The 19,522-nt window shown below is 73.7% G+C and carries 18 protein-coding genes; 6 read left to right on the plus strand and 12 right to left on the minus strand.

What is annotated here, in order from left to right:
• Positions 1-10: 10 nt before the first annotated feature.
• Entirely contained in the window at positions 11-1,573 is a 1,563-nt protein-coding gene (locus BLS70_RS11035) for a cryptochrome/photolyase family protein (RefSeq protein ID WP_176946367.1), read from the minus strand.
• Positions 1,574-1,679: 106 nt separating this feature from the next.
• Between BLS70_RS11035 and BLS70_RS11040 the strand changes: the two genes are divergently transcribed.
• The 3 genes from BLS70_RS11040 to disA all read left to right on the plus strand — a co-directional run bounded on the left by BLS70_RS11040 (position 1,680) and on the right by disA (position 4,992).
• Complete coding sequence (locus BLS70_RS11040) at positions 1,680-2,324, plus strand: copper chaperone PCu(A)C (protein ID WP_091767436.1); 645 nt, start codon at positions 1,680-1,682, stop codon at positions 2,322-2,324.
• Positions 2,325-2,433: 109 nt separating this feature from the next.
• Positions 2,434-3,798 carry a DNA repair protein RadA gene (radA, locus tag BLS70_RS11045; protein ID WP_091767439.1) on the plus strand — a complete coding sequence of 455 codons (1,365 nt, stop codon included), beginning with the start codon at positions 2,434-2,436 and terminating at the stop codon, positions 3,796-3,798.
• A gap of 108 nt (positions 3,799-3,906) precedes the next feature.
• The gene (gene disA, locus BLS70_RS11050) at positions 3,907-4,992 is read left to right on the plus strand and encodes a DNA integrity scanning diadenylate cyclase DisA (protein ID WP_091767442.1); all 1,086 of its coding nucleotides are present in this window, start codon (positions 3,907-3,909) and stop codon (positions 4,990-4,992) included.
• Here disA and BLS70_RS21325 read toward each other — a convergent pair.
• Positions 4,983-5,108, minus strand: a complete 126-nt coding sequence (locus tag BLS70_RS21325; RefSeq protein WP_255362399.1) for a hypothetical protein — start codon at positions 5,106-5,108, stop codon at positions 4,983-4,985. The genes disA and BLS70_RS21325 overlap by 10 nt on opposite strands.
• 262 nt (positions 5,109-5,370) lie before the next feature.
• Complete coding sequence (locus tag BLS70_RS11060) at positions 5,371-6,081, minus strand: MucR family transcriptional regulator (protein ID WP_091768388.1); 711 nt, start codon at positions 6,079-6,081, stop codon at positions 5,371-5,373.
• A gap of 76 nt (positions 6,082-6,157) precedes the next feature.
• On the opposite strand from BLS70_RS11060, the gene BLS70_RS11065 reads away from it, so the two are divergent.
• On the plus strand, positions 6,158-7,060 hold the full coding sequence (locus tag BLS70_RS11065; RefSeq protein ID WP_091768391.1) for an HhH-GPD family protein: 903 nt from the start codon (positions 6,158-6,160) through the stop codon (positions 7,058-7,060).
• A gap of 58 nt (positions 7,061-7,118) precedes the next feature.
• On the opposite strand, the gene BLS70_RS11070 is transcribed toward BLS70_RS11065, so the two are convergent.
• From BLS70_RS11070 to BLS70_RS11100, 7 genes are all read right to left on the minus strand, one after another.
• A complete protein-coding gene (locus tag BLS70_RS11070) occupies positions 7,119-9,656 on the minus strand; it encodes an ATP-dependent Clp protease ATP-binding subunit (protein WP_091767448.1) in 2,538 nt (845 codons plus the stop codon).
• Between the two features lie 353 nt (positions 9,657-10,009).
• Positions 10,010-10,357: a histone-like nucleoid-structuring protein Lsr2 gene (locus BLS70_RS11075; protein ID WP_091767451.1), complete on the minus strand. Its 348-nt coding sequence runs from the start codon at positions 10,355-10,357 to the stop codon at positions 10,010-10,012.
• A 152-nt stretch (positions 10,358-10,509) separates the two neighbouring features.
• A complete protein-coding gene (gene lysX, locus BLS70_RS11080; protein ID WP_091767454.1) occupies positions 10,510-12,048 on the minus strand; it encodes a bifunctional lysylphosphatidylglycerol synthetase/lysine--tRNA ligase LysX in 1,539 nt (512 codons plus the stop codon).
• A 66-nt stretch (positions 12,049-12,114) separates the two neighbouring features.
• Positions 12,115-12,903, minus strand: coding sequence for a type III pantothenate kinase (locus BLS70_RS11085; protein ID WP_255362400.1), 789 nt, complete (start codon positions 12,901-12,903; stop codon positions 12,115-12,117).
• Positions 12,900-13,325, minus strand: coding sequence for an aspartate 1-decarboxylase (gene panD, locus BLS70_RS11090; RefSeq protein ID WP_091767457.1), 426 nt, complete (start codon positions 13,323-13,325; stop codon positions 12,900-12,902). Before panD ends, BLS70_RS11085 begins: the two co-directional genes overlap by 4 nt.
• Positions 13,322-14,170 carry a pantoate--beta-alanine ligase gene (gene panC, locus BLS70_RS11095; protein ID WP_091767460.1) on the minus strand — a complete coding sequence of 283 codons (849 nt, stop codon included), beginning with the start codon at positions 14,168-14,170 and terminating at the stop codon, positions 13,322-13,324. The genes panD and panC overlap by 4 nt, the downstream gene beginning before the upstream one ends.
• The gene (locus BLS70_RS11100) at positions 14,167-15,111 is read right to left on the minus strand and encodes a Rossmann-like and DUF2520 domain-containing protein (protein ID WP_091767463.1); all 945 of its coding nucleotides are present in this window, start codon (positions 15,109-15,111) and stop codon (positions 14,167-14,169) included. Before BLS70_RS11100 ends, panC begins: the two co-directional genes overlap by 4 nt.
• Before the next feature lie 276 nt (positions 15,112-15,387).
• Here BLS70_RS11100 and BLS70_RS11105 point away from each other — a divergent pair, with 276 nt between their 5' ends.
• Positions 15,388-16,137, plus strand: coding sequence for an SDR family oxidoreductase (locus BLS70_RS11105; protein ID WP_091767466.1), 750 nt, complete (start codon positions 15,388-15,390; stop codon positions 16,135-16,137).
• A 25-nt stretch (positions 16,138-16,162) separates the two neighbouring features.
• Here BLS70_RS11105 and BLS70_RS11110 read toward each other — a convergent pair whose 3' ends face one another.
• The gene (locus BLS70_RS11110; protein ID WP_091767469.1) at positions 16,163-17,683 is read right to left on the minus strand and encodes a DUF6779 domain-containing protein; all 1,521 of its coding nucleotides are present in this window, start codon (positions 17,681-17,683) and stop codon (positions 16,163-16,165) included.
• 90 nt (positions 17,684-17,773) lie between these two features.
• Between BLS70_RS11110 and BLS70_RS11115 the strand changes: the two genes are divergently transcribed.
• On the plus strand, positions 17,774-18,382 hold the full coding sequence (locus BLS70_RS11115) for a DUF1684 domain-containing protein (RefSeq protein WP_091767472.1): 609 nt from the start codon (positions 17,774-17,776) through the stop codon (positions 18,380-18,382).
• 69 nt (positions 18,383-18,451) lie between these two features.
• Here the strand turns inward: BLS70_RS11115 and BLS70_RS11120 are convergent, their stop codons facing one another.
• On the minus strand, positions 18,452-19,459 hold the full coding sequence (locus tag BLS70_RS11120) for a glycine betaine ABC transporter substrate-binding protein (RefSeq protein ID WP_091767475.1): 1,008 nt from the start codon (positions 19,457-19,459) through the stop codon (positions 18,452-18,454).
• Between the last annotated feature and the right edge of the window lie 63 nt (positions 19,460-19,522).

Here is a 19,522-nt window from a genome sequence, read left to right on the forward strand (position 1 = left end):
CGTCACGCGGTCAGGGCGGGTCGGTGCCGCGCAACTGCTCCTGCTCGACCACCGCGGGCAGGTCCTTCAGCCGGTCGAGCCCCTGGAGCGGCCGGCGCATGCGGTGGTTGGCGGCCAGCCGCTCACGGGTGCGGTCGAGGAAGCTCCAGTACCCCGCGGTGTAGGGGCAGGCGTCGTCCCCGAGCCGCTTGCGCGGGTCGTACCGGCAGCCGCCGCAGTAGTCGCTCATCCGGTCGATGTAGGCGCCGCCCGAGGCGTAGGGCTTGGTGGCCAGCACCCCGCCGTCGGCGTGCTGGCTCATGCCGACGACGTTGGCGACCATGACCCACTCGTAGCCGTCGACGAAGCTCTCGTGGAACCAGTCGGTCATCGCCGAGGGGTCGATGCCGCGCTGCAGCGCGTAGTTCCCCAGCACCATCAGCCGCGGGATGTGGTGCACCCAGCCGTCGCGGCGGAGGTCACCGAGGACGTCGGACAGGCAGGCGGCGTCCACCGCGCCGGCGTCGAGGTCGGTCAGCCACCCGGGCACCTCGGCGTGCGCAGCGAGGTGGTTGCGCCTGCGGAAGTCCCGGCCCAGGTGCCAGTACATGTGCCAGATGTAGTCGCGCCAGCCCATCACCTGCCGGACGAAGCCCTCGACGCTGTTGAGCGGCAGCAGGTCTCCGGCCGCCGCGCGGTCCCGGGCGCTCTGCTCCGTCGCGACGACCACCTCGAGCGGATCGAGCAGACCGAGGTTGAGCGCCGGCGAGAGCAGCGAGTGGGCCAGCCAGCGGTCGCCGGCCAGCATCGCGTCCTCGTGCGGGCCGAAGGCGCCGAGGCGGTGCTCGAGAAAGTCCTCCAGCCGGTGCAACGCCTCCGCCCGGGTCGCCGGGAACAGCCGCGGACCGTCGTCGCCGACGAAGGAGACCAGTCCCTCGGCCTCCCACCGGTCGAGGTCCGCGCGCACCCCGGCGTCGGTCTCGTCCTCCTCGGGCCACCACGGCTCGGGCACGCCGATCCGGCCGTCGACAGGTGCGGGCTCCCGGTTCTCCTCGTCCAGGTTCCACCGCCCGCCCACCGGTTCGGCGCCGTTCATGAGGACGTCGTGCCGCCGACGGGAGTCCCGGTAGAAGTCCTCCATGAGCAGGCGGCGCCTCCCCCTGCCGTCGGCCCACGAGGCGAACTCCTCCTGGGTGGTCACGAAGCCGCGCGCGGCCAGCACCTCGACACCCGGACGGCGCAGGACCAGGTCGCGGCTGCCCCAGGACGTCGGCGCGCAGACGCTCAGCGGCTCGCGGACCAGGTCGAGCGCCTCGGCGTAGGTGCCGACCTGGTGGAACTCGGCCTGCTCGCCCAGCTCGGCGGCGCGGTGCCGGAGGGCGGAGAGGACCAGGTGCGCCTTCTGGCGGTGGAAGCGACGGCGGGCGAAGACGGCTCTGGACTCGATCAGCAGCACCGGCTGGTCGGGCCGGTCGAGGAAGTGCGGGCCCAACTGGTCGGCGAAGCACCACCGGCGCGTTCCCGGCGCGCGGTCCGGGAACTCCGCGAGTGCGGGGTCGGGTCGTGGACCCGCCCCGGCCGCGCTCGACGCCACCGACCTCACCTCCCGGCGAACATCGTGGGGTGACCGATACCCTGGACGCGACTCGGTCCCGATCCCCCGGAACCGCTACCCCGAACCTGTGTGGAGGTCGACGGCCGTGACCCGCGCTCTGCGCGCCGCCATCGTGGGCGTTGCTCTGTTCTCCCCCGTCGCCCTCTCCGCGTGCAGCGCCGGCCAGGTGACGCAGACCGCCACGCAGGAGCGGGACAAGGTCGGGGCCATGGCCCAGGTGGGCGACATCACCCTGCGCCAGGTCGAGCTCGCCTACCCGCGCGGCGGGAGCTACGACGCGGGCGACGACGCCGAGCTCACCATGGCCATCGTGAACACCGGCGAGGAGGCGGACACCCTCGTCTCCGTCGAGGGCGAGGGCTTCTCCTCCGCCGAGATCACCGGCTCCTCGGCCGAGGTCAACACCGCCGGCGCCCCCGCCGGCAGCACCCCGGTGGCGACCGCCGACGAGATCGAGATCGCCCCGGACACCACCGTCTTCGTCGGCTCCGGCGACCTCTCGGTGACCCTGACCGGCCTGGACGACGGCCTCACCGTCGGGCAGCACATCCCCCTCGTGCTCACTTTCGAGAACGCCGGCGAGGTCGAGATCTCCGCCACGGTGTCCACGCCGTCCCGCGAGGAGGAGCGCGGCGAGGGCTTCGACTTCCACCACTCGGAGGAAGAGGGCGGAGAGGGCTCGGAGGACATCGCGCGCGAGCGGGAGTCCGAGGTCGGCGACGAGGACTGAGGAAGGACCACCCCTCCCCGCACGCCTCGCACGCTCGGCGCGGGTCGCTGAAGGGCGGCCGTCGCCGCACGTCCCGGAACTTGTCGGTGGCCGGGGTTAGCGTCGCGGCGTGCCGCCCGCTGGAGTGAAGTCCGCCCGTCCCGCCCACCGCTGCACCGAGTGCGGCTACGCCTCGGCCAAGTGGGTCGGGCGCTGCCCCGAGTGCCAGGCCTGGGGCACCATCGCCGAGATCGGCTCGACCGGCCCCGGTCTGCGCGCCGTCTCTGCAGGTCCCGTCACCGCCCCTGCCCGCCCGATCGCCGAGGTGGAGCTGGCCGGCGCCCGCGCGGTGCCCACCGGCATCGGTGAGTTCGACCGGGTGCTCGGCGGCGGGCTGGTGCCCGGTGCCGTGCTGCTGGTGGCCGGCGAGCCGGGCGTGGGGAAGTCCACCCTGCTGCTCGAGGTGGCGCACCGCGTGGCGGCGAACAACGGGCCGGCGCTGGTGGTCTCCGGCGAGGAGTCGGCCGGTCAGGTCCGGCTGCGGGCCGAACGCATCGGCGCGCTGCACGAGCGGCTCTACCTCGCCGCCGAGACGGAGCTGTCGGCCGTGCTGTCCCACGTCGAGCAGGTGAACCCCACGCTGCTGGTCCTCGACAGCGTCCAGACGGTGCGCTCCCCGGGCGACGGCACGGACGGCGGCGCGACGCAGGTGCGAGCGGTGGCCAGCGCGCTGACCGCCGTGGCCAAGAGCCGTGGCATGACCACGATCCTGGTCGGTCACGTCACCAAGGACGGCGCCATCGCAGGGCCCCGCACCCTCGAGCACCTCGTCGACGTGGTCATCTCCTTCGACGGCGAGCGCCACTCCACCCTCCGGCTGGTCCGCGCCACGAAGAACCGCTTCGGCCCCGCCGACGAGATCGGCTGCTTCGAGATCGGCGACAACGGCGTCGTCGGCGTCCCCGACCCCTCGGCGCTGTTCGTGTCCCGCCGCGCCGCCCCGGTGCCGGGCAGCTGCGTCACGGTCACGATGGAGGGCAGCCGCGCCCTGCTGGCGGAGGTTCAGGCGCTGGTCGCGAGCTCGTCCGGAGGCGGCTCCCCGCGCCGGGCGGTGAGCGGTCTCGACGGCCAGCGGGTGGCGATGGTCAACGCCGTCGTCGAGCGGCGCGGCGGGGTGAAGCTCGCCGACGCCGACGTGTTCGCGGCCTCGGTCGGAGGCGTCCGCATCGCCGAGCCCGCGGCGGACCTCGCCCTGGCGCTGGCCATTGCCTCGGCCGCGCACGACCGCGCGCTCCCGGCCGGGATGATCGCCCTGGGCGAGGTCGGGCTGTCCGGCGAAATCCGCCGGGTGGGCGGCACCGGCCGGCGGCTGGCGGAGGCCGCACGGCAGGGCTACAAGGTCGCGCTCGTGCCCGAGGACGCCGGCCCGCCGCCGCCCGGGATGCGCCTGGTGGAGGTGCCCGACCTCGGCTCGGCCTTCCAGCGACTCTTCTGATCCCGTCTGGTTCCGCATCTGCCATGCTGGCCGACAGCCGGACCACGGTGCCCCGGGGAGCGGACACGTAGACTCGGCATCCGTACCACTCGACCGTCAGGAGCGCTCGTGCCCGCCGTTGAGGACCCCGAGGTCGCCTTGCGCGAACTCCTCGGCCGGATCGCTCCGGGTACCGCGCTGCGCGACGGTCTGGAGCGGATCCTGGCCGGGCGCACCGGGGCGCTGATCGTCCTCGGCTACGACCGCGTGGTCGAGGGGCTGTGCACCGGCGGGTTCGCGCTGGACGTCGCCCTGTCGGCCACCCGCCTCCGCGAGCTGGCCAAGATGGACGGCGCGGTCATCGTCTCCTACGACGGCACCCGGATCGTGCGCGCCGGCGTGCACCTGATGCCCGACCCGACCGTCCCCACCGAGGAGTCGGGCACCCGGCACCGCACCGCCGAGCGGGTCGCCATCCAGACCGGCTTCCCGGTGATTTCGGTCAGCCAGTCGATGCACATCATCAGCGTCTACGTGGCCGGTCGCCGCTACACCCTCGAGCACCCGACCACGATCCTGGCCCGCGCCAACCAAGCGCTCGCGGCGCTGGAGCGCTACAAGCTGCGGCTGGACGAGGTGGCCAGCACGCTCTCGGCGCTGGAGATCGAGGACCTGGTCACGGTGCGCGACGCGATGAGCGTCAGCCAGCGCCTGGAGATGGTCCGCCGCATCGCCGACGAGATCGAGGGCTTCGTCGTCGAGCTCGGCACCGACGGCCGCCTGCTCGCCCTGCAGCTGGACGAGATGCTGGCCGGTGTCGAGGAGGACCGCGGCCTGCTCGTCCGCGACTACCTGCCCGACGGCGGCCGGCGGGTGCGCACCATCGACCAGGTGCTCACCGACCTGCGCGCGCTGACCGCGACCGAGCTGCTCGACCTGTCGGCGGTGGCCCGCTGCTACGGGCTGCCCACGTCGCCCGACGCGCTCGACTCCCCGGTCAGCCCGCGCGGGTACCGGCTGCTCAACCGGGTCCCCCGGCTGCCGTCCGGGATCATCGACCGGCTGGTCGACCACTTCGGCGGCCTGCAAAAGTTGCTGGCGGCCACCATCGAGGACCTGCTGGCCGTCGAGGGCGTGGGCGAGGCCCGCGCCCGCGGCATCCGCGAGGGGCTCAGCCGCCTCGCCGAGACCTCGATCCTCGACCGCTACAGCTGATCCGCCGGCGCGCCGAGGACGCCGCGCACCACGTCCAGCCAGGTGCCGCCCACGCCGAGCAGCCGCCCGAGCACGAACCCGAGGAGCACGGCCGCGGACCAGGCGGCGATGGCCACGTCGGACCACCGGCGAGCCCGCACGGCCGCCGGGTCGCCCGACACGCCCGGTACCGACCAGGCCCGGCGGAGGAACACCGGGGCCAGCAGGCCTGCGACGGCGGCGAGCAGCAGGACCCCTGCGCCCGGCGTCGCCAGCCGGGGACGCCGCGCACAGTGGTCCCCGCTGCGGGCCCGCGCCCGCCGATTCGGCGCTCATGTCGGCGCGACCCTGACCGCAGCCGGCGGCGCCGTGCGGGCGCGCGCGGGCCGGCTCCGCCGATCAGGTGAGGGTGAGCGGCGCGTCCGGAGAGCTCTTGGTGTCCAGTCGCCCGCGCACGGCGTAGTCGCCGCGAGGCGGCGGTGTCCGCTCGGCGGCGCACCCCGGCGTGCTGCTGAGCCCACCCCAGGTCACCGGGAAGACGACGACCTCGCCGGGCGCCAGGGTGCGCACGTCGGCGCCGGACTCCGGGAAGCAGTCGTTGCTGCCCCACACCCGGGCGCCGCCGCCGTCGAGCAGGATCAGCTCCTGCAGGCCCTTGTCCAGGTCGCGCACGCACGGCACGGCCGAAGCGTTGGTCACCACCAGCTCGAACACCGGCTTGCTGCCCACGACGGCGGAGCCGGGCGTGCGCACCTCGATCGCCAGCATGTCGTCGGTGCACGGTCCGCCGGGCGCCGGCTCGGGCGGTGCTGCCGGGGCCGGCGTCTGCGCCGCGGCGCTCTCCGCGGCTGCCGCCATCTCCTGCGCGGCCGGCGGCGGCACGGGAGTCCGCACCGCGCTCAGCGACGGCACCACCTGCGCCAGGGCCGGTGTGCGCGGCGCGGCTCCGGCGCGCTCCGCCACGGCCCCGTCCGCGCTGTCCGTGCCGCCGCGGAACAGCAGCACGGTCCCCCAGGCGCCGGCGCCCAGGACGGCGAGGAGCACCGCCAGCACGACCAGCCGGCGGCGCCAGTAGACGCGGGCCCGCAGCGGTCCGACCGGGTGCAGCACGGGCACGACGCTAGCCCCGGCCCCCGTGGAGCCCGACCCGGCACGCCGCTCCCCCGGGACGGCACACTGGACCCTCGTGACCAGCCTTCCCACCAGTCCCGCGCAGGCGCCGGGACCGGGCACCGGCGACGTGATCGTCGACTGGTTCGCGACCGCCGCCCGTGACCTCCCCTGGCGCCGTCCGCGTGTGGACGCCTGGGCGGTGCTGGTCAGCGAGGTGATGCTGCAGCAGACGCCCGTGGCCCGCGTGGAGCCGGTCTGGCGCGACTGGCTGGCCCGCTGGCCCACGCCGTCGTCACTCGCCGCCGCCACCCCCGCGGAGGTGATCCGCGCCTGGGGCAAACTCGGCTACCCCCGCCGCGCGCTGCGGCTCCGGGACGCGGCCACCGCGATCGCGGAGCGGCACGGCGACGTCGTTCCCGCCTCCGTGCCCGAGCTGGAGGCGCTGCCGGGCATCGGGACCTACACCGCCCGGGCGGTGGCGTGCTTCGGCTACGGCCAGCGGCAGCCCGTCGTCGACACCAACGTCCGGCGGGTGGTCGCCCGGCTCGTCCACGGTCGCGCGGAGGGCGGGAACGCCCGCGCCTCGGACCTCGCCGACATCGCGGCGCTGACCCCGGAGGACGACGACCGGGCGGTCCGGTTCTCCGTCGCGATCATGGAGCTGGGAGCGCTGGTGTGCGTGGCGGGCACGCCGCGGTGCGGCGCCTGCCCGGTGCGCGACCGGTGCGCCTGGCGGCTGGCCGGGTCCCCGGCGCACGCCGGGCCGGCCCGGCGGGTGCAGAAGTTCGCCGGCACGGACCGGCAGGTGCGCGGGCGGCTGCTCGACGTCCTCCGCGCGGCGCACGAGCCGGTGGACGCCGCCGCCCTCGAGCCGGCCTGGGACGACGCCGTGCAGCGGTCCCGCTGCCTGGACTCGCTCCTGACCGACGGGCTGGTCGAGCAGACCGAGGACGGTCTCTTCCGCCTGCCGGCCTGAACGGCGAAGGGCCGCCCCCACCTCGCGGTGGGAGCGGCCCTTCGTGGTCGTGCAGGCGCTACTCGGCGGCTGCGGCCGGCCCGTTCTCGTCCCCGTCGGCGCCCGAGAGGGCAACCGGCGGGGTGTCGGGCAGGTCGACCGGCTTGGCCTCGCCGCGGAAGGTGAACTTCTGCAGCGGGCCCTCCGCGTCATCGACGTCCACCACGATGATCTGACCGCCGGTCAGCTCGCCGTAGAGGATCTTCTCGCTCAGCGTGTCCTCGATCTCGCGCTGGATGGTCCGGCGCAGCGGCCGGGCGCCCAGGACGGGGTCGAAGCCACGGGAGGCCAGCAGCTGCTTGGCCGCAGGCGTGATCTCCAGCGCCATGTCCTTGTTCGCCAGCTGCGTCTCCACGCGGGCGACCATGAGGTCGACGATCTGGATGATCTCGTTCTCGGTCAGCTGGTGGAACACGACGATGTCGTCGATGCGGTTGAGGAACTCCGGCCGGAAGTGCTGCTTGAGCTCTTCGTTGACCTTCAGCTTCATCCGCTCGTAGTTGCTCGTCGAGTCGTTACCGGCCTGGAATCCGAGACCGACCGCCTTCGAGATGTCCCGCGTTCCGAGGTTGGTCGTGAGAATCAGGATCGTGTTCTTGAAGTCCACGATACGGCCCTGACCATCGGTGAGCCGGCCGTCCTCGAGAACCTGCAGCAGCGTGTTGAACACATCTGCGTGCGCCTTCTCGATCTCGTCGAAGAGGACCACCGAGAACGGCTTGCGCCGCACCTTCTCGGTGAGCTGTCCGCCCTCGTCGTAACCGACGTAACCGGGAGGGGCCCCGACCAGACGCGACACGGTGAACTTGTCGTGGAACTCGCCCATGTCGATCTGGATCAGCGCGTCGTCCTCGCCGAAGAGGAACTGCGCGAGCGCCTTCGCCAGCTCCGTCTTTCCGACACCCGAAGGGCCGGCGAAGATGAACGAACCGCCGGGGCGGCGCGGGTCCTTGAGACCCGCCCGCGTGCGCCGGATCGCCTGGCTGACGCTCTTGATGGCCTCTTCCTGGCCGATGATCCGCTTGTGGAGCTCGTCCTCCATGCGGAGCAGCCGCGAGGTCTCCTCCTCGGTCAGCTTGAAGACGGGGATGCCGGTCCAGTTCGCCAGGACCTCGGCGATCTGCTCCTCGTCCACCTCGGCGACGACGTCCATGTCGCCGGCCTTCCACTGCTTCTCGCGCTCGGCCTTCTCGCCCAGCAGCTGCTTCTCGGTGTCGCGCAGCGCCGCGGCCTTCTCGAAGTCCTGCGCGTCGATCGCCGACTCCTTCTCGCGGCGCACGGCCGCGATCTTGTCGTCGAACTCGCGCAGGTCCGGCGGGGCCGTCATCCGCTTGATCCGCATCCGGGCGCCGGCCTCGTCGATCAGGTCGATCGCCTTGTCGGGCAGGAAGCGGTCGGAGATGTACCGGTCGGCCAGCGTCGCGGCGGCCACGAGGGCGGCGTCGGTGATGCTGATCCGGTGGTGCGCCTCGTAGCGGTCGCGCAGGCCCTTCAGGATCTCCACGGTGTGGGCGAGGGTCGGCTCGCTGACCTGGATGGGCTGGAAGCGGCGCTCGAGAGCGGCGTCCTTCTCCAGGTGCTTGCGGTACTCGTCCAGCGTGGTGGCACCGATGGTCTGCAGCTCGCCCCGGGCCAGCATCGGCTTGAGGATGCTGGCGGCGTCGATCGCGCCCTCGGCGGCACCCGCACCGACGAGGGTGTGGATCTCGTCGATGAACAGGATGATGTCGCCGCGGGTGCGGATCTCCTTGAGGACCTTCTTGAGCCGCTCCTCGAAGTCACCGCGGTAGCGGGAACCGGCGACGAGGGCGCCGAGGTCCAGGGTGTAGAGCTGCTTGTCCTTCAGCGTCTCGGGCACCTCGCCCTTGACGATGGCCTGGGCCAGGCCCTCGACCGCGGCGGTCTTGCCGACGCCGGGCTCGCCGATGAGGACGGGGTTGTTCTTGGTGCGGCGGGACAGCACCTGCATGACCCGCTCGATCTCCTTGGCCCGGCCGATGACCGGGTCGAGCTTCTGGTCGCGCGCGGCCTGGGTCAGGTTGCGGCCGAACTGGTCGAGGACCAGCGAGGTCGACGGGGTGCCCTCGGCGGGGCCGCCGGCCGCGGCCGGCTCCTTGCCCTGGTAGCCCGAGAGCAGCTGGATGACCTGCTGGCGGACGCGGTTGAGGTCGGCACCCAGCTTCACGAGGACCTGGGCGGCGACGCCCTCGCCCTCGCGGATCAGGCCGAGCAGGATGTGCTCGGTGCCGATGTAGTTGTGGCCGAGCTGCAGGGCCTCGCGGAGCGAGAGCTCCAGGACCTTCTTCGCCCGCGGGGTGAAGGGGATGTGACCGGACGGCGCCTGCTGGCCCTGCCCGATGATCTCCTCGACCTGCTGGCGGACGCCCTCGAGCGAGATGCCCAGGGACTCCAGTGCCTTGGCAGCGACGCCTTCACCCTCGTGGATCAGGCCCAGGAGGATGTGCTCGGTGCCGATGTAGTTGTGGTTGAGCATCCGGGCCTCTTCTTGGGCCAGGACGACGACACGGCGGGCTCGGTCGGTGAACCGTTCGAACATCTGCTGTTTCTCCTTCGACCGGCTGGTCCGGCACTGTCCCTCCCTGGTCTGGGGAAGGAGCACCCGACATCCGTCGGCGCTGGGGGCACCGGTCATTCCACTGTAGTCGCGAACCACGCCGCCCCGTCGGTGTCCGACGGGCGCGGTGGATGGCTGTCCGGTCCAACGGGTGCCCGCCCTGCGCTGTTCCGCCGCCGTTACGCCGTCAGCGGACGTCGGCGTGCCGCCCCGGGGACGACGAAGGCCCGGCCCCCCGAGGGGGAGCCGGGCCTGGTGACCGTCTGGGACGGCCGCCTCGCAGGGTCCCGGCGCGAGCGGAGCGAGTGCCGGGGGGCGAGGGGGTCCTTCTACTTTCAGTGGGCGCCTTCGTAGGCCTCGACGACGCTGGCCGGGATGCGGCCGCGGTCGCTGACCTGGTGGCCGTTCTTGCGGGCCCAGTCGCGGATAGCGCCGGCCTGCTCGCGGTCCATGCGGCCGCCCGTGGCGCGGGAGCGGCCCCCACCGGAGGCGCCGCGGCTACCGCGACCCACCTTGCGCGCGGCCGAGACGTAGCGCGCGAACGTGTCGCGCAGTTCCTTGGCGTTCTTGTCCGCGAGATCGATCTCGTACGACGTGCCGTCGAGCGAGAAGCTCACGGTCTCGTCGGCGGGGAGGTTCTCGTCGAGGTCGTCACTGAGGATGACCTGTACCTTGCGCGCCATTCCGTTCCTCACTTCTGTTTTCCCAGCCCCGTGATCGGATGGGTGCGTCACCGTCGGCGACGAAGCCATTACATCACATCGCAGGACCATTCGCCGCTACAAATGCACAGCGGGCTCGAAAGGGGGGCCTACAGGAACGCGCGTTCTCGGAATTAGGACGGAGAGAGCGGTCGGACGAGTGGGAACAGGATGGTCTCGCGAATGCCCAGTCCGGTGAGGGTCATCATGAGTCGGTCCATACCCATGCCCATACCGCCGGTGGGCGGCATTCCGTACTCGAGCGCCTCGAGGAAGTCCTCGTCCAGCGCCATGGCCTCGGGATCGCCGGCGGCGGCGAGGACGGCCTGGGCGGTGAAGCGCTCGCGCTGGACCACCGGGTCGACCAGCTCGGAGTAGGCGGTCGCCCGCTCGATCCCCCCGATGTACAGGTCCCACTTCTCCGCCAGGCCCGGAGTCGACCGGTGGGCCCGGGTGAGCGGCGAGGTGTCCACCGGGTAGTCGATGACGAACGTCGGGGCCTGGAGGGAGTCCTGCACCAGTGCCTCGAAGATCTCCTCGACCACCTTGCCGGGCAGCCAGTGGGGGTCGACGCCGACGTCGTGCCGCTCCGCGACGGCGCGCAGCGCGTCGATCGGCGTCTCCGGGGTGATCTCCTCGCCGACGGCCTCGGACACCGCGGTGTACAGCGGGACCTGCGGCCACTCCCCCGACAGGTCGACCTCGGTGCCGTCGTGGTGCCGGGCGGTGTGGTCGCCGAACAGGGCGACCGAGGCGTCCTGGATCAGCTCGCGGGTGACCGTGGCCATCTCCTGGTAGTCGGCGTAGGCCTGGTACGCCTCCAGCATCGCGAACTCCGGCGAGTGCGAGCTGTCCGCGCCCTCGTTGCGGAAGTTCCGGTTGATCTCGAACACCCGGTCCAGGCCGCCGACGATGCACCGCTTCAGGAACAGCTCGGGCGCGATGCGCAGGTACAGGTCGAGGTCGAAGGCGTTCATGTGGGTGCGGAACGGCCGGGCCGCCGCACCCCCGTGCACGGTCTGCAGCATCGGCGTCTCGACCTCGAGGTAGCCGCGCGCGGTGAGCCCGGCCCTGAGCGACGACATGACGGTGGCCCGCTGGCGCACCGTGCGGCGGGCCTCGTCGCGCACGATGAGGTCCACGTAGCGACGGCGGACCCGCAGCTCCTCGCTCATCGGCTTGTGCGCGACCGGCAGCGGGCGCAGCGCCTTGGCGGTCAGCTGCCAGGAGTCGGCGAAGACCGACAGCTCGCCGCGACGCGACGTCCCCACCTCACCGGTGACCAGCACGTGGTCCCCGAGGTCGACGTCGGCCTTCCACGCCGCCAGGGACTCCTCGCCGACGCGGTCGCGGGAGAGCATCACCTGCAGCTCGGCGTCGCCCTCGCGCAGCGTCGCGAAGCAGAGCTTGCCGGTGTTGCGGAAGAAGATGACCCGCCCGGTGACGCCGACCTGCTCGCCGGTCATCGAGTCGGGCTCGAGGTCGGGGTGGGCGGCGCGGACCGCGGCCAACGTCGTCGTCCGCGGGACGGTGACCGGGTAGGGGTCGATCCCGGACTCACGGAGGCGGTCGAGCTTGGCCCGGCGGACCCGCATCTGCTCGGGCAGCTCGTCGACGCCGCCGTCCGTTTCGTCGGGCAGGCCGTCGGAGGGGCCGTTCGGTCCGTCGTTCACGGGGTCCGAGCCTACGGGGAGGCCGTCGGGGGGGGCGGGTGGGCGGGGATCGACCCCGGCAGGGAGCTACCGGGTGTGCTGCCGTTCGAAGGCGAGGCGCAGCCCGTGGACGGTCAGGTCCGGCTCCCGCTCGGAGATCGTCCGGCAGCTGTCGGCCATCAGCGGGGCCAGCCCCCCGGTGGCGACGACGACCGGCGCGGTGCCGAACTGGGCGACGAGCTCGGCGGCGATGCGGCCGACGAGGCCGTCGACCAGGCCGGCGAAGCCGAGCACCAGACCGGACTGCAGCGCGGCCACGGTGTTCTTGCCGATGGCGTGCGCGGGGACGGCGAGCTCCACCGAGCGGAGCTGCGCCGCACGGGAGGCCAGCGCGTCGTGGCTGACCTCCACCCCCGGGGCGAGCGCACCGCCCAGGAACTGACCGTCGGGGCCCACGGCGTCGACGTTGGTCGACGTGCCGAAGTCGACCACCACCACCGGGCGGCCCGAGCCGTCGGGCCGCCGTCCGAACATCTCGTGCGCGGCGAGTGCGGTGACCACGCGGTCGGCGCCGACCTCGCGGGGGTTGTCGACGTGCAGGGGAACGCCGGTGCGCACGCCCGGTCCGATGAGGACGACCGGCACCTCGAGGGAGTCCAGCAGCTGGCGCAGTGCCGGCAGCAGCGCCGGCACGGCGGAGCAGACGGCCACGCCGGTGACCGTCGTGTCCCGGAGCAGGCCGCGCCAGAGCATGCGGAGCTCGTCGGCGGTCGCCCTGGGTGCGGTGGTGACCCGCCAGCAGTCCAGGCGCCGCGGGCCGTCGAAGGTGGCGAGAACGGTCTGGCTGTTGCCGACGTCGACCGTCAGCAGGGTCACCGGACGGGCACGCCGAGGTCGCTGCGCCGCTGGTCGGTCGCGCCGGGCACGGGGGCCGAGGGGTCGCCGCCGAGCTCCACGATCCGGTTGTCGGCGTCCACGTGCACGACCGTCGGGATGTAGCTCTTGGCCTCGGTCTCGTCCATGAGGCCGTAGCTGATCAGGATGACCATGTCGCCGGGGTGCACCAGGTGCGCGGCCGCGCCGTTGATGCCGATGACGCCGGTGCCGCGCTCGCCGGGGATGACGTAGGTCTCCAGCCGGGCGCCGTTGGTGATGTCGACGATCGCGACCTGCTCGCCGGGGAGCAGGTCGGCGGCGTCGAGGAGATCCTCGTCGACGGTCACGGAGCCCACGTAGTGCAGGTCGGCCTGGGTGACCGTCGCGCGGTGGATCTTGGACTTGAGCATCATGCGCATCATCGGGTCTCTCCCAGGGTGACGTCGGCGTTGTCGAGGAGCCGGGTGCTGCCGGCGCGGACGGCGACCAGCAGGCGGGCGGGTCCGGCGGCGGGCGGCGGCCCCAGATCGGTATCGGTGAGTTCGAGGTAGTCCTGGAGCAGGTCGGGGCGGCCGTCCAGGACGGCGCGGGCCGCGGCCAGCACGGCGTCGGCCCCCTGCGGACCGGCCGCCGCACCGGCGCGCAGCGCGGCCGAGATGGTGGCGGCCGCGGCCCGCTGCTGCGGGTCGAGGTAGCGGTTGCGGCTGGACAGGGCCAGGCCGTCGTCCTCCCGGACCGTGGGGACGCCCACCACCTCGACGGGGAGCGCCAGCTCCCGCGCCAGGGCACGGACCAGGGTGAGCTGCTGGTAGTCCTTCTCGCCGAAGTAGGCGAGGTCCGGCCGCACCAGCCCGAACAGCTTGGCCACGACGGTCAGCACGCCGGCGAAGTGGCCGGGGCGCACCGCGCCCTCGAGCACCGAGCCGAGCGGTCCGGGCTCGACGGTGACGCCCACCGCGCCGGGTGGGTAGACCTCCTCGACCGGCGGGTGGAAGACCACGTCGGCACCCTCCTCGGCCACCGCGGCGAGGTCGGCGTCCCAGGTGCGCGGGTAGCGGTCGAAGTCCTCGCCGGGGCCGAACTGGGTCGGATTCACGAAGACGGAGACGACGACGGTGGCCGCGCGCTCGCGAGCGGCGCGGACCAGTGTCCGGTGGCCCTCGTGCAGCGCGCCCATGGTCGGCACCAGCGCGACCGGCCCGGGCAGGTCGGCGAGGAGCTTGCGGAGGTCGGCGACCGTTTCAGCGACGACGGGGCCGCCGGTCACCGCGAGCCCGCCTCGTCGTGGCTGGTGGCGAGCAGGTCGAGCAGCGGAGCGCCCTCGTGCCGCTTGAGCCGCCCGGCGGCCAGGGCGCGCTCGGTCGTCCGGCGGGCCATCGCGACGTAGGCGGCGACCGATTCCGGCGCCCGCTCGGCGAGCGTCTCGAGATGACGGCCGACCGTGCCGACGTCGCCCCGGCTCACCGGCCCGGTGAGGCCGCGGTCGCCGCGGCGCAGGCCGTTGTCCAGGGCGGCGGTCAGCAGCGGGGCGAGGATCCGGCCCGGCTCCGCGACGCCGGCGGTGCGGAGCAGGTCCGCAGCCTCGGCGACGAGGGTGACCAGGTGGTTGGCGCCGGTGACCAGCGCTGCGTGGTACAGCGTCCGGTCGGCCTCGGCGACGAAGAAGGGCTCGCCGCCCATCTCCAGGACCAGGGTCTCCGCGACCGGCCGGTACGCGCGGTGGCTGGTCACCCCGAAGGGGCATCCGATCAGCCGGTCGGCGTCCTCGGCCGCGCCGGTAAAGGTCATGGCCGGGTGCAGCGCGAGCGGCAGGACACCGGCCCGCTCGGCCGGCGCCAGCACGGCCAGGCCGTGCGCACCGGAGGTGTGGAAGGCCAGCTGGCCGGCCCGCCAGGCGCCGGTCTCGGCGAGGCCCGCGACCAGCCCGGAGAGCGTGTCGTCCGGGACGGCGAGCACCACGAGGTCCGCCGCGGCGACGACCTGGTCGGCGGGCAGCAGGGGAACGCCGGGCAGCAGGCGGGCCGCGCGCTCGGCGGAGGCCGTGGAGAGGCCGGAGGCGGCGACGACGTCGTGACCTGCGGCGGAGAGCGCGGCGCCGATGACGGCACCGACGCGGCCGGCGCCGATGATCCCCACGCGCAGGCGCGCGGGCGCATCGGCCGCTGCGGGGAGTCCGGCAGCGCGGACGGTCCTGCGGACAGCAGGCATCGGGGCACCTCTCGTTCCAGTCCCGAGCGGGTACCGGACGTCGGTTCACGGTTCCCTGGTCGGGAACCGGGTCGTGCTGGTCGTGCGGGCGGTGCGACGTGTCCCTGCTGCAACCGTGGTGTGTCGCGCAGGGGAACGTCGCAGGCGAGTGTGGAACTCCCCCGTCCGCCGTGCAACGCGCGAGGGGTGTGGCATGCCTCACCCGAGGTGGGTTCCGGCCGGGAGAGGGCCGCCCCTAACGTGACCGCGAACACCCCTACATCGACTGGAGACGGCGTGGACAGCTTCGAGGGACGGACCGCACTGGTGACCGGCGGCAGCCGTGGGATCGGTCTCGGCATCGCCGAGAGCCTGGTGAAGCGGGGGGCCAAGGTCGTGCTGACGGCGCGGAAGCCCGAGGCGCTCGCCGAGGCGGTGGAGTCGCTGGGCGGCTCCGACGTCGCGGTCGCGGTGGCGGGCAACGCCGGCGACGCCGAGCACCGCGCCACGGCGGTGCGCACCGCCGTGGAGACCTTCGGCAGCCTGGACATGCTGGTCGGCAACGTGGGCATCAACCCGGTCTACGGCCCGATGATGGACCTCGACCTCGGCGCCTTCCGCAAGATCCTCGACACGAACGTGGTGTCGGCCCTGGACCTGGTCCAGCAGGCCTGGCGGGCGTGGATGTCCGAGCACGGCGGCTCGGTGCTCTTCGTGGCCTCGGTGGCCGGCCTGCGGTCGTCGCCGATGATCGGCGGCTACGGCGTGAGCAAGGCGGCCCTCATCAACCTGACCACGCAGCTCGCGGTGGAGATGGGCCCGAAGGTCCGGGTCAACGCCGTGGCCCCCGCCGTCGTGAAGACCCGCTTCGCCGAGGCGCTGTACGAGGGCCGCGAGGAGGAGGTCGCCGCCGGCTACCCGGTGGGCCGGCTCGGCGTCCCGGAGGACATCGGCGAGGCCGCGGCCTACCTGCTGGGCGACGGCGCCGGCTGGGTCACCGGCCAGACACTGGTCCTCGACGGCGGTTCCGGCTCGCGCGGCCGCTAGTCCCCGACCGCCGGGTCCCGCCCGCCTACTCCCGGCCGAGGACGCGGGAGAGCACGTCGTCGGCGTCGTCGTCGTCCCGGTAGCGCCGGCGCCGGCGGCCGCCAGTCGCCGGGCTCACCCCGTTCTCGGCCAGGATCTCCGCCAGCCGGTTGCCGCTGCCCGGGGACGTCGTCGGCCCGGCGGCGGGCACCGGGGGCTGGACGACCGGTGCCGCTGGTGCGACGGCGGACGCTGACGGTTCCGGCATCGCGACGCGGTAGCCGCCACGGTCCTCGATCCGTCTGCGGGGCGTCGGGCTCGGCCGCTCCGCCGTCCGCGCCTCCGCCTCGGGCACCGGGGGCAGCTCCACGTCGTCCCCGCGCCGCCGCCGCGGTGTGGGCTGCGGGGGCGTCGGGGACGGCTGCCAGGCGGGTGATTCGGCCGGGGTGTCGAGCAGCTCGCGGGCGACCAGCCAGTCCAACGGGGAGGGCGGCGGGTCGACAGGAGGCGGCGGCTCGACCGGAGCCGGCGGCGGCGGCGGTTCCGCGTGCGCCGCCTGCGGCAGCAGCGGGAAGGACATCGTCGACGGAGCGGCGGCGACCGGGTCCACCGGCGCGGACCGCGCGGGAGCAGGGCTCGGCGGCGCGCCGGCCGCCGAGGGAGGCGGCCCCAGGCGCGAGGGCTGCGGCCCCGCGAACGTCGTCGTGGGGGGTGCCGGCGGGGTCCACGCCGCGGCGGTGTGTGTCTCGCGGGGGCGCGGCTCGGAAGGCGGGCGGACGTCGGTCCGCTCCACCCGCACCTGCTCGACGTGACGGGTCTCGCGGGGCTCGTCCAGACGCACGGCCGGCCAGCCGCCGGTCAGCTCGCGCGGTGTCTCCTCGTTCCAGACGGCGTCCAGCGTGCGGGTGGGCTCCCCCGGCAGCCGGCTGGCCTGGGTGCGCATGACGATCCGCTCGATCAGCATCTCCGACGACAGCTGCTCGGTCAGCTCCGCGCGCAGGCGGCCCATGTCGTCGCGCAGCTCGTGCAGCTGGCCCAGTTCCTGCCGCAGCGAGCCCAACGCCAGGATGTCGTCGCGCATCGCGGCAACGCGGGCCACCTCGTCGCGCAGGGCGGCGAGCCCCGCGATCTCCGAGCCCAGGGCCGCCACGCCCGCCACCTGGTCGCGCAGGTCCGCGAGCGCCGTGAGCTCGGAGCGGAGGGCGTCGAGCTCCTCGCGCATCCCCTGCTCGGACTCCCGGCGGAGTTCGTTCTCCAGCTCCAGCTCGTACTCGCGCCGGGCGGCCACCTCGAGGTCGAGCTCGTGCTCGTAGGCGCGGCGCAGCTGCGCCTCGCGGGCCGCGGCCGCCGCGCGATCACCACCGCGACGGCCGGCGGCGAAGGTCGCGAGGACGAAGGCCCAGGCCACGGCGACGACGGCGATGCGCAGGTACTGCGGGTTGTCGGTGAGGAAGACCGCCAGGGTGGCGCCGGCCGCCAGCAGGAAGCCCGCCCCCGCCATCAGGGAGCGCCGGCCGGGGACGTCGGGGCCGCCGGTGGCGACGTCGTCGTCCGGGCGGCGGGGCATGCACCTAGCGTAGCGGCGCGCGACCCTCCGTCCCACTCTCCGTCAGTGGTCCGGTCATGACTCGTGGCGCGCGGCTGCCACAGTGGGCCGGTGACCCTGACGCTGCTGGACTGGCGCCGCCGCACCGCCGCGCTGTACTCCGCCGCCCGCGCGGCGGCCGACCCCGAGGCGGGCTGGCGGACGTGGCGGGACGGGCGGGACGAGCTGTTCGCCGGCCATCCCGACTCCCCGCTGGACGCCGCCAGACGGGAGACGTTCGACGGGCTGCCGTTCCTGCCCTACGACCCGGCACTGCGGTTCGAGCCCGCGCTGGAGCCGGCCGGGACCGCCCGGCTGGAGGTCCCCACCGCCGCCGACGGGAACGTCCCGCTGGAGCGGATCGGCGCGGTGACCCTGCCGCGACTGGGCCGGCTCGACGTGTGGTGGGTCGCCCTGTACGGCGGCGGCGTCTTCGTGCCCCTGCGCGACGGCACGGCCGGGCAGGGGACCTACGGCGGTGGCCGCTACCTGCTCGACACCGTCAAGGGCGCCGACCTCGGCAGCGCGAACGGACGGCTGGTGGTCGACCTCAACTTCGCCTACCACCCGTCCTGCGCCTACGACCCGCGCTGGTCGTGCCCGCTGGCACCCGAGGGGAATCGGATCGAGGCGCCGGTCGCCGCCGGGGAGCAGTTGCCCCCCGGCGGCTGGTACTCGTGACGTACTGGAACGGCTCCCGTGCAGGGCCCCGCCGCGAGCCTGCGAGCGGTGGGGGGCACGGGGGTCCTCTTACTGAGCGAGGGCGCCGTCGGAGCTGAAGACCAGGCCGATGGACACCTCGCCCTGCGTGATGGCCGCCTTGGTCAGCGGGCCGCCCTCGTCGTACTCCTGGAAGGAGTCGAACTCCAGGCCGTAGGTCTCCTCGAGGCCGAGCTGGCACTGCGGGCGGGTCGGGCACTCGCCGGGCCCACCGAGGCTCAGCGAGCCGTCACCGCACGCGTCGGCGAGCTCCGAGAGGGTCGTGACCCCCAGCTCGTCGGCGAACTCCTGCGTGACCGCGAAGGCGTTCTGGTCGGCGGCCTCGGCCGGCTCCCCGAAGACCAGCCCGGCCTGTTCGGCCAGCGGGGTGAGCTCCTCGAGCGTGGCGTCGACGTCGCCGGAGGCCACCCCCTCGGCGTCGGCACCGTTGAGCTGCCGGTTGATGATGTCGGTGACCGTGGCCAGGTACTCGGGGAAGGCCTGGATCTCGCCGCGCTGGAGGGCGGGCAGGTACAGCTCCCGGTTGCCGACGGTCTGCACCGAGGCGTCGAACCCGGCCGCGTCGAGGACGTCGGCGTAGATCGTGGCCAGGATCTGGGACTCGGTGAACCCGGCCGCACCCACCACGACGGCGCCGCTGCCGCCGGTAGCACCGGAGCCCAGGTCCTGCTCCTCGACGTAGCCCGCAGCGACCTCCTCGACCGCCTGGCGCTCGACGTCGACGGCGGCGTTCATCTCGATGAGGTCCTCGGTGGTGAGCACCGCGGAGACCGCGTTCAGCGTCTCCAGCAGCGCCGGGTTGGCCGCGGCGGCCGCCGCGTTCACCGCCGGGATGATGTTGTCCGCGTTCTGCAGCTGCTGGTCGTCCTCGAGGACGACCAGCTGGTCACCGGCGACGGGGGCGCACGCCTCGCCCGACGCCTGGTTGCTGCCGCCCTCGTCGCCCCCACCGGTGCCGGAGGAGCCGGACTCCCCGCATGCCGCCGTCACCAGGGCGGTGAGGGCCAGGGGGAGGATGTACCGGGTACGCGCGCGCATGCTTGCCCGCCTTCTGTGTCCCGTGGCCCCGTCTTGGACCACGCGTGTCTGGCGGGAGGACTC

Origin of the sequence: Blastococcus aurantiacus (genome assembly GCF_900102425.1) — a bacterium.
GTDB lineage: Bacteria > Actinomycetota > Actinomycetes > Mycobacteriales > Geodermatophilaceae > Blastococcus > Blastococcus aurantiacus.